The organism is Niallia sp. FSL R7-0648 (assembly GCF_038007005.1).
Classification (GTDB): Bacteria; Bacillota; Bacilli; order Bacillales; family Cytobacillaceae; genus Niallia; species Niallia circulans.
On sequence record NZ_JBBOWE010000001.1, the window covers coordinates 3,750,344 to 3,765,511 of the forward strand.

The following is a 15,168-nucleotide window of genomic DNA, read 5'->3' on the forward strand; positions in this document are numbered from 1 at the left end:
ATAAGGACTACATCTGGAAATGTCTAAAATCATTAATACTTGGCTAGTTGGTACTATATTTCCTAACCCTATCCAAAGACAAGCTATATAAGAAACCTATATAAAAAAACAAGGAGTGTTTCCCCCCTTGTTTTTCACTGCTAAATTACTCCCATATAAATGTACAAATCTCCGCTTCGTTCATTTGATTGGAATCGAACATCTCTCCGTTCACTTCTTCCAGTAAATTAGATTTTCTTGGGTATTTCCCATTATATTTCAACGTTAAAGGCTGTTTTTGCTCCGTTAAATTATAGCCTCGAAGAACTATTTCTTTGCTGTTTTCTTTCTGCTTAAATGCTGTTAGTCGAAAAGCTTTTCCGTCCAATTGAATAAATTCATATATGGACGGATATGCACCTTTATGGATATTTGTTTGCACACTAGAAAAAGGAATTTGAAAGTTAATTGCTGCATGATAGGATTCCAGCTTGTTTGTGCTATCGTGAAATCCTACGGCATATTTCACTGTTTGATTTCCTATACACTGAGCTTCTGGAGTTGGGAAGTAACCCCAATCTCCTAATTCCCCAACCGCTCGAAGCAAAGTAACGGCAATGGTATCTTCCATAATTTCATACTCATTCAGTCCATAATTCGCAACAGTCACCCCTCTGTTCTCATCATGTAAATTAACAAATGCATGCTGATGCTGTGGGTTAGTTGGATTTTCCCAGTTGGAACTTACCTTATTTGCTCGCTTCACTACTTCGAAAATACTGTCAGCTTCATGCTCATCTACATGAATACCCGTTGGAAAGAGCACTCGTATGCGATGGTCCTTCATTTGGTTAGCAAATGACGTTTCGAATAAAAGCTGATTACTGTTTCGCTCTAATCTTATTTTTGTTTTCAGCTCCAATGTTTTCAGCTTTTTCGAACGGCCTGCATGACGACCACGAAATTCAATTAATCCTTTCTGCTCTTCCAATAACCTTTCATCTGCTGATTCTGGAATCAGCATTTTTTGTGTTAAAAGCACTTCTCCATACGCAAAAGTATCAGAAATAATCTCTACCTCTGCTGTTCCTGCTGATGATAAAATGGGCTGATCTCCTTTAGGCATTTTGTAAATATACTCATTGCCAACATCGCCCGTATTCTCAAAAGTGAGGAAGTTTGTGTAGATACTATTTGTTCCTTTATCCAAAACAGTCAATGTACCATTTTGTTCTATTTGAACTTTTAGATGGATATTTTCTAAAAGCTGCCCTTGATGCTGAACAATTTTTTTGTGTTCTTGCTGCTGGGATTCCCCTTCTATCAACGCATAGGTTTGCCATGATAATGGACTCATTTCGTTTAATGGGAGCTCAACAGTCACATAAGCACCGATAAACGGCTGACGAAAACGATCCTCTGGAAGATCATATCCAAACCGGATATCTGTATAGATAACCCTTGCTGGAACTTCCACTCCCTCTTTATCGATTACTTTCATTACTGGAAACTCTTCGGCTTTTAGCTTGCGATACAATTCATCTGGACGTCCGCTCGAAAAGGGAAGTCTTTTCCACTCTATCTCTATTTCAACCAAACCTGTTTTTGTACTGCCAGCAGTATTAAAGACAATAAAAGGGCGGCTTCCAGCTGGAAATTCACTCGTGTCAATTTGTTCTGCAAGCATAGTTAAAGCTTCTGTTTTTATAAATTGACCTACTTCCTCTGCTTTATGAAAGCGAGTCATCATTTCACGATGCACCTCATCCACACTGCAGCCGCAAATACTGTCATGGGGATGGTTTTGCATCAATTGTTTCCATGCAAACTGAAACATTTCATGGGGATATTTTCCGGCCTTTTGATAGGCCATTGCAGCCAATGGTTCCGCAATATTTTCTAACAATCTACTAACATCTGTATTTCTTTGTTTCAGATATATTCTAGAGGAAGCGGTATTTGCTAAAGTATACCAGCCATCTGTCTCCTGACTAGTTAATTCTCCTTTCACTGTATGTAAATTTTCAGGAATGTCTTGTTTTATTATTTTCATATACTCATCAAAACTACTATGAATGAAGGTTATGTCAGGATATAAATTATTGGCAGCTTCAATGGCAGCTGTAATATTCTTTTGAACTGGCTGATGATCACAGCCATTCATAAACAATAGATGATCTGTAGATGCATATTGAAGGGCATCCTTTAATTTCTGATCCCAAAATTGCTTTGCTTCCACTTCATCCACAGGAATTTCATTCCCATTACTGTACCAATTGGCAAAAAGAATGCCTAAAACAGTGGATTTATCAGGGCCTTCCCACCACATTTCTGAATATGGTGAACTATATTGATCATCATTGATAACAATATTATTAAACCCCGTAGGTTTAACCCCGCGCCCAAACGCCGCCACATCCATGCCAGACTGTTTAAGAATTTGTGGTGCCTGCCCCATATTCCCAAATGTATCTGGGAAATAGCCTAACTTAACTGGTGCTCCCCATTTTTGGCATTCTTGCAATCCAATTAAAAGATTTCGTACATTTGCTTCACTACTAATTAAAAAATCATCTTGCAGAATATAGAAGGGACCAATTTTTAATTTTCCTTCTTGAATATATTTTTTGAGCTTCCATTCGTTTTGCGGCTTTATCTCCAAATAATCATCGAGAATAATTGTCTGCCCATCTAAATGAAAACTATTAAAATGAGGGTCTGTGTCAAACAACTCTAATAAATCATCGATTAACTGAACCAATCGCATGCGATGCTGTTCAAAAGGCAAATACCATTCTCGATCCCAGTGACTATGGGATATTATATACACTTTTTTCATCTTCAGGTACTCCTCTCTAGTTCCTTTACTGTCCTGTCATTATTTTTTCTTTACTCGAATATCAAAATAATCCATTACTAATTCGCAAAACATCATATTCGCCCATGAAAACCACTCTCTCGTATATTGAGAAGGATCATCCACATTAAAGCCTTCATGCATTAAATGTGTTCCTCCATCACAGGCTACAAGCAAATCTAGTATTCTTTCTTTTTCCTTTTTATCCTCTGCCGTTAGACCTTCCATCGCAAGAGCAATCGGCCAAATATAATTTTCCGGTGTATGGGAGCTTCCAATCCCTTCCGCATATTTCCCTTTATAAAAGTAAGGATTCTCTTTACTAAGTATTGTCTGCCGTGTTGCTCGGTATCTTTCATCATTTTCCTCCACATATCCAAGATAGGGGGCAGATAGTAGATTAGGTATATTAGAATCATCCATAATGGTAAAGTTACCTTTTCCATCTACTTCGTAGGCATAAATTTCTTCACCGTTTTGATTGCGTACAACGGCAAACTCCTCAATCCCTTTTTCTATCTCCTCTTTGAGTTTTTGAAAGACAGGAACTTGCTCCGTTATCTTCAAAACATCTTCATAAATCTCGATTAGATAACCTAGCACTACACTAGCAAACATATTCGAAGGCACTAAATAACCATATGTACAAGCATCATCACTTGGTCTAAATCCTGACCAGGTCATGCCAGTAGGCACGACGTCTGCCCCTCTCCCTTTGTTTATTAACGTATCCTCTTGTCGATCGGTCACTCTTTCAAATGTATAGGAGGAATTCGTATGATCTTGCTCTATCATCCATACCTCAATTATTTTTTGGACCGCTTCCTGAAACGACTGATTAAAATGATTTGTTCTCCCTGTTGCCTTCCAGAACAAATAACTAAGCTGGATTGGATAACACAGTGAATCAATTTCATACTTTCTTTCCCATATCCATGGATTCATTGTCGTTAAATCGGTTTGATGTCCTGCCCCATTCGCTTCTTTATTGAAAGCGTTCGCATAAGGATCCAAACAAATATACTGACATTGTCGCTCAATAAGACCGGCAATCATATTAGCCATTTCTTCGTCCTTTTCAGCCAATACTAAATATGGTCTTACCTGTGCAGTGGAATCTCGCAGCCACATCGCTGGTATATCCCCTGTAAGGAGAAAAGTAGTTCCATCCTCCAGCTTTTCAATTGTTGTTTCTAATGTATTAGCAAAACAAGTATTGAAATTAACAGCCCAATTCGCATGTTCATCCCCACATTTTTTTGTAATCCATTTCATAAATTCTTTTACCGAAGACATCGTTGTTTTTTGATATGACATTTTTCGAACCCCTCTCAATATTTGATATATCATTTAAACCCATTTTAATTTCAATCGCCTTTATTGTCTAGTGTTTCTTTTTCTTATTTTAATGAAAAATTGTCTGTCTATAAATCGGGAAAACTTCTCTCATATTTATATTCATAAAATTTGCTTAGCTTTACTCTTTACGGAAAGCAATTTCATGTTATAATAAATTTGATATATCATTTAAGGAGTTTATGATGAAAAAAGAACCACTTTATCAAAAAATTGTCACAGACATACTAGCCAAAATCCAAGCTGGTGATTTAAAGCCAGGCGATCAAGTACCGACAGAATTAGAAATTTCTAAGCAATACAACGTCAGTCGAATCACATCAAAGAGAGCATTAACCGAGCTAGAAAACAAAGAACTAATCGAACGAATCCAAGGGAGAGGAAGCTTTGTTGCCGAACAAAAACAGTTTCCTTCTGATGTTATTCTCTTTATTCTTCCTTTTCCTAATAATCCTGGACTAGGAGATTATGCTCAAGGAATTAGCCGTTTTATTGCGAACACATCCTATACGGTGCAAATTCAGACAAATGCTTACTTAAGTCAGCTTGATGCCAAAAAAATATCATCTATGTACGCAGGTCTCCTCCTTTATCCAGAGGCTGGAACATCGCATTTAGATATTCTTTATACCTTATATCTCGAAAAATTTCCGGTAGTGGTGCTCGATAAGAAAATCGAAAGCATCCCATTTCCTTTTATTACATCTGATAATATGCAAGGTGGTTATCTGGCAGCACAGTATTTAATTAACCAAGGACATAAGAAAATCATTTTTTATGCTACACAAAATTTAGAGAGAAGTTCCACTATTCGAGAAAGGTATTTAGGTTATTTAAAAGCAGTACACGAAGCAAATATTGCGTATCATGATTCAAAAGTAGTGCATTCAGCTGAGGACAACAGCGCTTTTATCCGTCAGCTAAAAGAAGAAGAAATTACTGGCCTGATAGCAGAGAACGATATTAATGCGATTCATTTAATGAAAGAAATCAAAAGATACGGCTATCAAATCCCTAAAGACTTTTCGATTATTGGCTTTGATAATATACAAGCAGCTGAACTTGTCGACCCCGCATTAACCACGATTGCCCAAAACTTCGAGGAGATCGGATATCAAGCAGCTAAACAGCTTATTCAATTAATTGAAAACAAAGAAGCAATTCATTCCGTAGTAATTCCGATTGAAATGATCATTAGAGAATCTACTAATTAAAAAGTAAGGAGAGGTGTCTATGTTAGAATTAATTGATACAAGACAAGGTACAGAAAATCAACATAGCTATTCAAACGGGAATACGCTTCCCTATACAGGCTTTCCCTTTGGCATGAATTTCTTTGTTCCGCAAACAAAACATACGAATGGAAGCTGGTTTTTTCATCCGCGTGATCGGGTTTTTCAAGGCTTTCGGTTAACTCATCAGCCGAGCCCGTGGATGGGGGATTTCTCCCATTTATTATTAACACCCCTTTCAGGCGCTGTTCACCATGACGATATTTACCACAATCAAAGTTCCTATCGACCTGAAAATGCCGTATATCAGCCACATTATTTACAAATAACGCAAGCACGCTATCAAATTAAGAATGAATTGGTTCCTACTACATATGGCTCCATACTTCGTTCTGCCTATAGAGATTTCAATCTACCAGGTTTATCCCTACATCTTCCTGGCAAAGGAAACGTTTCACTAGATATAGAGAAAAACAAGCTAACTGGATATGTTTCCAATTTTGCTGGCTGCGAAGATCCTGATTTTAAAATGTACTTTGTCATGACCTTTAGTCATCCCATCGATCAAGTGCATACTGGCTTTTTCCAAGAGGATAAGACGTTTACTTCCGCTTTTTCAGCAACTGGCGAAGACCAGCACTTTTTGATGCGCTTCTTATTAACCGAAGACAAACCGCTAGAAACTCGTCTTGCCACTTCTTTTATAAGCAGTGCTCAAGCAGAATGGAATCTAAGTCAAGAACTATCACCTTTTTCATTTAATGCTCTCAAAGAAAGGGCAGAGGAAGCTTGGGAACATTACTTAAATAAAATTGAAGTGAAGAATAAAGATTTTTCTACAGTTAAGACATTCTATCACTGTATGTATCGGATGTTTCTTTTTCCGCAAAAATTCTATGAAATAAATCAACAAGGTGAGCCGATTCATTATGATACAACAAGCAAAAGTGTAAAACCTGGTGTCCTGTATACAAATAACGGCTTTTGGGACACATTCCGAACCGTCTATCCTTTCTATTCTCTTCTTATTCCAGAAGAATATGAAGAAATGCTGAGAGGCTTTCTGAATAGTTATAAAGAAACGGGATTTCTCCCTAAATGGCTGTCTCCCGATGAACGTGGACTTATGCCGGGTACGTTAATCGATGCTGTTATTGCAGATGCGTCGCAAAAAGGAATTGCTGTTGATATCATTCCTGAGTTGTTTGAAGCAATGGTGAAAACTGCTTCTACCGTAAGTTCAAAGCGAACCTATGGCCGACAAGGAATCGAAGATTATGATACATATGGCTACATTCCTTCCAGCCATCATGAAAGTGTAAACCATACACTTGATTACGCATTTAGTGATTTCTGCATTAGCAGAGTAGCCCAAAAATTAGGACAGGATGATCTAAGGAAGACCTTCGAAAAGCGCGCTTATAATTATCGCAATATCTTCCATAAAGAAACGGGATTTATGCGTGCCAAAGATAAACAAGGCAAAGTAGAAGAACCCTTCAATTCCTTTAGCTGGGGGCAGGATTATGCAGAAGGAAGCGCTTGGCAAAGCAGCTTTGCGGTTTTTCACGACTTCGCTGGATTAATAAATGCTTATGGTGGAAAAGAACCTTTTCGAAACAAATTAGTAGATCTGTGCAATCAAGAACCGATTTTTGATACCAAAGGCTATCGATTGGAAATACATGAAATGAGCGAAATGGCTGCAATTGATTTTGGCCAAGTTGCCATATCCAATCAGCCAAGTTTTCATCTGCCTTATTTATTTACCTATGCTGGTGATCCCGCTTCGTCTCAAGTTTTATTAAAACAATTAATGACCCAGTTATTCTCTAGTAGTCCAACTGGCTATCCTGGTGATGAAGATAATGGCAGTATGTCTGGCTGGTTTATTTTTAGCAGTATGGGCTTTTATCCTATCTGCCCTGGTACAGGGGAATATGTAATTGGAATGCCGATTTTTGATGAGATTACAATACATCTACCAAATGACAAAAAAATCGAAATTTCAACTGCATTCAACCAGCCACAATTTAATTTTGTTCATCAGGTTACTGTCAACAATGAAATTTACAACAAGCTATTTTTAAAGCATGACGTACTTATAAAAGGCTGCACCATCGACTTCCAGCTTGGTATTGTGCCGCCAAATAAAGACTATGCAGAAACAGATTTACCTTATTCCTTGTCGACAGACAGTGCCTCCCTCCTATAAATAAAAGCACACCAAAAACCTACCCGCGCCGACCAAGCCAAAGGGTAGGTTTTCTTTATATTCAAATCCACTTCCTCATTCATCAATCGGCTCAAATAATTGCTGATAGCTGTCCCTAAACTCTTTTGGAGAAATACCACAATATTTTTTAAAGTTTTTATAAAAGTAACCTGGACTCATATAGCCAATTTTTTCGGAGATTTCATTTATATTCAGCTCTGAATTCAGCAATAGATTCTGCGCTAGCTTTATGCGATAGTGATTTAAATATTGAGAAAAACTCTTATTGGTTTCTTTCTTAAAAATCTGCCCTACATACATCACATTTAAGTGGAGCCTTTCGGCAATTGCTTTTAATGTTAAATCCTCGTGATATTCTTCTTGGATGATTTTGAGGACATTTTGAACATTCATGCTGTATTCTCTTCTAAACTTCTTATACTTCAGATTGTCCAACAGATCTTTAATGATCATTTGCAGCTCTTTAAAAGAACAAGCTTTATTTATTTTCTCCACCATCTCTTCATAGATGAATTCATCCTGAACCTCAAGTTCGCGATAAATATCCATGAATACCAGGAAGATAATATAGCGAGTGTATGCAGGTGAAGCGGCGGATTCCATTAACTCCGCAAAGATTTGTTTAATCTCCGTTTGAATTGTTTCTATATTTCTTATTCCTAATGCCTTTTTAAACGCTGTGAACGATATATTCGGTACATTTTCATTTAAAACATTGGCGGTTGCCGTGTCCATAAATTGTTGCTGTCTTTCATAAAAAGAACTAAGATATAAACTACTCTTTGCATGTTCATAGCTTAAGGAAACATCAGCCATTTTCTTTACTTCTTCCCCGATTCCAAAAGTCACTTTATTTTGGCAGTATAGCACTTGGATTGATTTCATTAAGCTCTCCAGTCCCCATCTTCCACCAAAATAGATAACGACCCATTGGTCTTCTTCATAATGATGAAAAAAATATAAATCTTTATTCGTATGTAACAGCTGATGAACTTGGTCATGGAGTTTCTTTTTATAGGTAAAGATCAGCACTTGATACCTTTTCATCTCCGTACTTATATCAAAGGCAGCAAGCATCTTTTTTAAATCCATATAATCAATATCATCATGTACCCAGCGTTTGAGTAAATGTGCAAATAAATATTTTTCGCCTTGGATTCGCAGCTTTTCCTCTTCAAACTCCTTGATACACTTTTTTAACGTCTCGATTAATTCCTCTTTGTTTATCGGTTTAATTAAATAATTCTCTGCTCCCATCTGGAGACTTTCTTTCACATATTCAAACTCTTGATAGCCAGACAACACAATAAAACGGAAAAAGATGGACGCTTCTTGTGCTTGTTTTAGAAAGTCAATCCCAGAAAGGATCGGCATGGTTACATCGGTTATCACAATATCTACCTTTTGTCTTTTTACAAATTCAAAAGCCTCTTGCCCATTACCTGCTGTGCCGACAATTTCAAATCCAAGATTCTCCCAAGGAATCAACTTTTGCAAACCTCTTACAATCATATATTCATCATCAACAAGCAGAACTTTATACAAAGCTATCCTCTCCTTTTAAAACAAGATTTCGATTGTTAATCCGCCTAATGGATTGGTCTTTAACCTCATGCTGTATGTATCTCCAAAAAAGGATCGCAATCTTGCATTTACATTATGTATGCCGATAGAGGACTCTAACTGATTTTCTGAAGAAGGCGTTTTCAATAATTCGTTGATTTTCTTTAATTTATCTTCGTGTACTCCTGTTCCGTTATCTTTGATTAAAATGCAGGTATACCCATCTTGCTTTGAGACCTTTACACTAATTGTATTGTTTTTCCTTGTATGATCAATCCCATGTATAAAAAAATTCTCCACCAGCGGCTGAATAGAAAATTTAGGGATGCTAATTTCTCCAAGCTCCTTTTCTATCTGAAACCCGTAAGCGATGCGATCCCGATAGCGCATTTGATACAAATAAGCATATTTCTCACAAAATTCGAGCTCGTGTCTGATTGTAACTACTTTCTCTTGGGTGATGCTGTTTCTTAACAAGCTTCCAAAAACATAAACAACATTCGATAATTCATCGGCCCCTTCACTTACCGCATACATACGAATGTACTCAAGTGTATTATAGAGAAAATGCGGATCAATTTGAGACTGAAGCGCCCGCATATTAGCATCCTTTTGTTTGATTTCTAAGTTATAGATATCCTCAATATTGCGATTAATGCTATCTAACATCTGATTGATACTATGAGAAATATCCTTTAGCTCCCCTTGCTTCGTCTTTTCTTCAATGCGTACTTCCATATTCCCGTTTGAAACTTGATTGGTTCCTTTTTGAATATCTTCTACTTGAATCACATATCGTTTAAACGTTTTTCTGAGCCCAAAAAGGAGAATACCGTCTAAAATAGCACTAACAAATAAAAAGAAAAACAGACTTTTCATCGATTCGTTATTTACTTCCTTTTTACTGATGAAAGCGAGCACCTCAAAGTCATTGCTTGTATGAACACTTTTAATATAATATTGTTTTTCTAAATCCTTAAGACTAATAACGGAAGACTCTTCTAAATTTGCTGCAATCTTTTGTTTGAGCACAGAGTCTTGTCTGTATTGTCCTTGATAGTATACTAGTTTTTTTGTATCAGAAATAATTGCTGCTTGAAGAGACGTTTTCTCTTTGTCATTATCTAAAATCCGTTCTAATTCTTTATCATTAAAAACAATTGATACAATTCCAATTTGTGATAAAGTATTGGGATCCTTTATTGCTTTTTGGTAGACTACTTGATTGTTGCGGATAGGAGTATGGAAATACTTCTTGCCTCCCTTGTTTTCCTTCGTTGAATAATAGACTTCTTTATAATCATTTAATGAAATGGTTACCGATTCAATATCATCATCCAAGTAATACATCTCTGTTACGATTCGCGGAAGATAAAGAAAGGCATTATTTTTTTGCTCACTTAACGATTTTTGTAAATATGCTGCTGGTTCTAACTCAAAATACTGATACATACTTGTGATCATCTCTGAGCTGGCCATTAAATTAGCAACTACTTTATCTAACTTTTTCTCATTGTCTGTCACAATATTTTCTAATTGATTAGCGACCCTCTCAACAGAATCGATTGCGGTCCTTTGCTTATCCTGGCTTGTATTATAGCTGACTAATAAAGCAAAAAGAGTAACAGCAGAAATTAAGATAATAGAATATGTTTTTAATAGTGAATTAATAAAATACTTACTTCCCAATTAGCATCATCCTTAAGATACATATACGAGTTTTTGACTAAGTCTTATAAATAGCTTATTGGAAATAAAGCTAGCTAGTATGATAAACAGCGAGATACTTCCGAATAAAATTAGGGCAGGATTAAAATAGGTAAGAACAGAAATGCCAGCGAGCAGCCCTCCTAGTTTAAGGAGTGTCCAGAAGTCCATAAAGAACAAGAGAAACGACAGCTTCCATACATCTTTTATCGCTGCTTCATATTGTGCCTCAATAAAGAGCGAAAACAGGAAGCTGATAGCCATTAAAAATAGGGCAAAGATAAGCAAGAAGTCAATGATGAGAAAGAGCAAATGATTAATTTGAAGGGAAAAATAAAGATTATAGCTTAAAATGACACCTAATAGCAAAAATCCGTAAAAGGAGAAATTGCCACGTTTATAGCTAGTCTTAAAGGTAGAAAAAACATTCTTCCATGTTAATTCCTGATGGTCCCAGCGGTACTCTAAAGATAGCTTTACAATCGTTAACAATGCAGGGCCAATACCAAAAATAATCCCCCCCATTATAGTCAGCAGCCAAAAATACAGATTCAGTTTTACTACTACATAAAATCGGTTAAAAAAAGTAGTCAAAAAAGAGGCAATCATATCGCTTTTCTCCTTTCTATTATATGATGAGAAAAGGCACGTTAACTAGAGCTAACGCACCTTTTAAAGATTAGTTTTTAGAGGCTTGAAATGCATCAAATTGCTTCTGCATTTCTTCGCGGACTTTTTCATACCCCGCGCCTTCTAATTTCTCATTTAATTCAGGGATTGCTTTATCTGGATCTAATGTTCCTGTGTTTAATCCATCAAGGTATTGGCTCATTACATTCGAAATATTGGTGATTTCTGTTTTCACGGAATCTGTATTAAAGGTGAAGCCTAGAATTGGAGAGCTTGTAGCATTGGCAATATTTTCATCTCGCTCTTTGATCTGTTCGTCAGTAATAGAATCTTGAACATAAACAATCTTATTATTGCCTGTATTCCAAGCTGCCATATGATTATTTGACTTATAGCCATCTAATAATTTTACTTTGTTTTCTCCGGCCTTCTCCCACGCTTTTCCTTCTTCCCCATAAATAAGACCATTTAATAGTTCTGGATCAGAATTTAGAAGACCTAAGAACTCTACTGCTTTTTCTTTATTCTTTGAGTTACTAGAAACAACAAAGTTTGCCATTTGCGCTTGTGCTGTAGACTTAATCGGATCTGTAATCGGCATGGAAACTATTGGCTGCTCTGCAACTGTTGATAAAAGGGTATCACCATAGTCATACGGTCCTTGTGTCTCTTGGCGAACAAACCATGTACCACTATTTAATGGGTATTCCGTATTGCTTGTTGCTGCATCCTTAGCAATATATCCTTTATTGTAGTATTCATGCATAATTCGTAAGTTTTCTTGCATTTGATTATTCTCATACTGATTAATAATTTTGGCGGTATCTCCATTTAAATCCACTGCAAAAGGCATGCCATTTCCTAAGACAAAATCCATATTAGGGAGAACGCGGAATCCTTGCCCAACAGAAAATGGCATGACGTCTTTTTCGTTTTCTTTTATCACTTTCAAAAGCGGCTCAAGATCTTTGTATCCTTTCACATCAGAAATATCTAAATTATATTTATCAATATATTGCTTATTAAATGAAAACATCGTCTGTGCGTACACATTACCATTTACCGGGAACGCATAAAGCTTTCCATTCACTGTATTCCCTTCAATATAAGCTGGATCCAGCATGTCATAGGCTTCTTTCGCATATTTTGGAAGTAATTCCGTTAAATCTGCATAAGCACCTTTTTGCGCATTTGTTACATAGTTATTGGCATAGGCAATATCATAATTTTCACCAGAGGATACGATAACGGACATTTTTTTCTCATAATCGCCCCAGCCAATATACTGTAAATTAACACGAACGCCAATTTCCTTTTCCGTTTTCTTGTTAACATTCTCCATTAATGTATCAAAATTTTCCGGTTTATCACCAATTTGATACATTAATAAGGTGGTTACACCATCTTTAGAACTGTTATCTGCTGTTGAATTTCCTTTTAAACTACAGCCAGCTAACACAGTGCCAATCAGTAACATCAAAACAAGTAGAAAAGGAACTTTTTTCTTCATTTTCATATACCATATCCCCCTTTTATTTACTTACTCTTTTACCCCGCCAATTGTTAAGCCGCTAACAAAATAACGTTGAAAAAATGGATAGCTGCATGCAATCGGTAAGGTAGAGATCACAACCATCGCCATTCGCGTAGCCTCTTTTGGAATAGCGGCAAGGCCACCAGATAAGTTTCCACTTAAGCCCGCATTTTGGGTCATAAAATCAATATTGCTTTGGATTTTCATCAATAAGTATTGCAGTGGAATTAGATTATCACTTTGAATGTATAGCAGTGCATTAAACCAATCATTCCAATATCCTAGTGCGGCAAACAGGCTTATTGTTGCAATTCCTGGCACCGCTAATGGTAAAACAATTTGTGTAAAGATCCTCATTTCACTTGCCCCATCAATACGGGAAGATTCAATAATCGATTCTGGCACCTGTCTTCTAAAGAATGTTCGCATCACGATGATGTTAAACGGACTTAAAGCCATAGGAAGAATAAGAGCCCACACGGTATCTTTTAACTGTAGCATATTCGTCATCACAATATAGCTTGGTACCATTCCAGGACTAAATAACATCGTAATTAAGGCAAAGATGGTGAAAAATCGCTTATAACGAAAATTCGGCCGAGAGATGGCATAAGCATAGGTTGATGTGAATGCAACATTGATAAAAGTTCCGACAACTGTTACAAATACGGTAATAAATAAGGATTGAATAATTTGCGTTTTTAAATCAGCTAAATATGTGTACCCTTGAATACTCCACTCACTTGGCCACAATGCATATCCATTTGTTATTAAGGCTGTTTCACTTGTAAACGATATAATGATTACGAATAAGAAGGGAAAAATACAAGAGAAGGCAAACAAGCCTACCATGATATTAAAAAAGATATTTGTTTTTCGACTAAAAGTTCGGACACGAACATGCTCTATTTTTTTCTTTTTCACTGTATGATTTGGACCTCCTTTCCTCAAAACAATGCAGATTCTTCATCAAATTTGCGAACAATGAAGTTAGCCAGAACTACTAAAATACAGCCGACAACTGATTGATAAAGACCTGCAGCTGCTGTCATCCCAATATCACCTGTACTTGTCAGTCCGTTATAGATATAAGTATCTAAGACACTTGTTACTTCATATAAAGCACCTGAGTTTCTCGGGATTTGATAGAATAATCCAAAATCAGCTCTAAAAATATTGCCGACAGATAAAATAGATAGAATAGATATTAAAGGTACTAACTGCGGAATCGTGATATTTTTAATCTGCTGCCATTTCGATGCTCCATCAACCATCGCAGCTTCATAATAATCCGAGTTGATTCCCATTATACTCGCAAAATAAATGACACTATTATAGCCGACACCTTTCCATATTCCTAAGACGATTAAGATAAATGGCCAATATTTTTGCTCGTTATACCAATTAATTTCTTCCCCGCCAAAAAGAGTAAGGATACTATTCATTAATCCTTTATCTGGACTTAAAAATGCAAAGACAAAATAACTGATAATAACCCATGATAAAAAATAAGGGAATAGCATCGAAGTTTGATAAATCTTAATCATTCTTTTTGAACGCAGTTCACTGAGTACTATTGCCAAGAAAACAGCAAAAATCAACCCTAACACAATAAATGCCACATTATATAAGACAGTATTTCTTGTAATCAAGTAAGCATTATTGGAAGAAAATAAAAACTTAAAATTATCAAACCCAACCCACGGGCTTTCCCGCAAGCTTTGAAAAAATCCGCCACTTGAATAGTGGAAATTTTTAAATGCCACAACATTCCCGAATACCGGAATATAAAAAAATAAAATAAGCCAAATAGTTCCAGGCAATGCCATTAACAAAAAGGCCTTATTTCTCCACAAATTTCTTAACATGGCCATTTTTCTATCCCTCCTTTCTTTAGAAAACGCTTTCTTTTCGGTATAGCTAAATTATAATATCGAAGAGAGTGCTAACCAATAAACAAATTATAGGAAAAACTAAACGAATTATATGTTTTTTTAGGTAAAATATAAATATGATAAACAAAATCTTAAATAAGGTTACATCCTTAATATGTACTCAATCATAACGCACTTTT

General features: G+C 36.3%; 10 protein-coding genes. 2 read left to right on the forward strand and 8 right to left on the reverse strand.

The window, feature by feature from the left end; genetic code table 11:
* Nucleotides 1-145: 145 nt before the first annotated feature.
* Both NSQ89_RS18350 and NSQ89_RS18355 read right to left on the reverse strand, forming a co-directional pair.
* Complete coding sequence (locus NSQ89_RS18350; RefSeq protein ID WP_341133006.1) at nt 146-2,818, reverse strand: alpha-mannosidase; 2,673 nt, start codon at nt 2,816-2,818, stop codon at nt 146-148.
* Between the two features lie 39 nt (nt 2,819-2,857).
* A complete protein-coding gene (locus NSQ89_RS18355) occupies nt 2,858-4,153 on the reverse strand; it encodes a glycoside hydrolase family 125 protein (RefSeq protein WP_341133007.1) in 1,296 nt (431 codons plus the stop codon).
* A 224-nt stretch (nt 4,154-4,377) separates the two neighbouring features.
* Here NSQ89_RS18355 and NSQ89_RS18360 point away from each other — a divergent pair, with 224 nt between their 5' ends.
* Together NSQ89_RS18360 and NSQ89_RS18365 are read left to right on the forward strand one after the other, a co-directional pair.
* Nucleotides 4,378-5,406, forward strand: coding sequence for a GntR family transcriptional regulator (locus NSQ89_RS18360; protein WP_047943838.1), 1,029 nt, complete (start codon nt 4,378-4,380; stop codon nt 5,404-5,406).
* 19 nt (nt 5,407-5,425) lie between these two features.
* Entirely contained in the window at nt 5,426-7,639 is a 2,214-nt protein-coding gene (locus NSQ89_RS18365; protein WP_047943837.1) for a GH92 family glycosyl hydrolase, read from the forward strand.
* A gap of 75 nt (nt 7,640-7,714) precedes the next feature.
* Here the strand turns inward: NSQ89_RS18365 and NSQ89_RS18370 are convergent, their stop codons facing one another.
* The 6 genes from NSQ89_RS18370 to NSQ89_RS18395 all read right to left on the reverse strand — a co-directional run bounded on the left by NSQ89_RS18370 (nt 7,715) and on the right by NSQ89_RS18395 (nt 14,968).
* Entirely contained in the window at nt 7,715-9,205 is a 1,491-nt protein-coding gene (locus tag NSQ89_RS18370) for a response regulator transcription factor (protein ID WP_047943836.1), read from the reverse strand.
* 15 nt (nt 9,206-9,220) lie between these two features.
* Nucleotides 9,221-10,912 carry a sensor histidine kinase gene (locus NSQ89_RS18375; protein WP_341133008.1) on the reverse strand — a complete coding sequence of 564 codons (1,692 nt, stop codon included), beginning with the start codon at nt 10,910-10,912 and terminating at the stop codon, nt 9,221-9,223.
* Nucleotides 10,913-10,924: 12 nt separating this feature from the next.
* Nucleotides 10,925-11,539 carry a DUF624 domain-containing protein gene (locus NSQ89_RS18380; RefSeq protein WP_341133009.1) on the reverse strand — a complete coding sequence of 205 codons (615 nt, stop codon included), beginning with the start codon at nt 11,537-11,539 and terminating at the stop codon, nt 10,925-10,927.
* 70 nt (nt 11,540-11,609) lie between these two features.
* Nucleotides 11,610-13,076: an ABC transporter substrate-binding protein gene (locus NSQ89_RS18385; protein WP_047943833.1), complete on the reverse strand. Its 1,467-nt coding sequence runs from the start codon at nt 13,074-13,076 to the stop codon at nt 11,610-11,612.
* A 24-nt stretch (nt 13,077-13,100) separates the two neighbouring features.
* Nucleotides 13,101-14,018: a carbohydrate ABC transporter permease gene (locus NSQ89_RS18390; protein WP_047943832.1), complete on the reverse strand. Its 918-nt coding sequence runs from the start codon at nt 14,016-14,018 to the stop codon at nt 13,101-13,103.
* A gap of 23 nt (nt 14,019-14,041) precedes the next feature.
* Nucleotides 14,042-14,968 (reverse strand): ABC transporter permease, encoded by a 927-nt coding sequence (locus NSQ89_RS18395; RefSeq protein ID WP_047943831.1) that lies wholly within the window; start codon nt 14,966-14,968, stop codon nt 14,042-14,044.
* Nucleotides 14,969-15,168 lie beyond the last annotated feature (200 nt).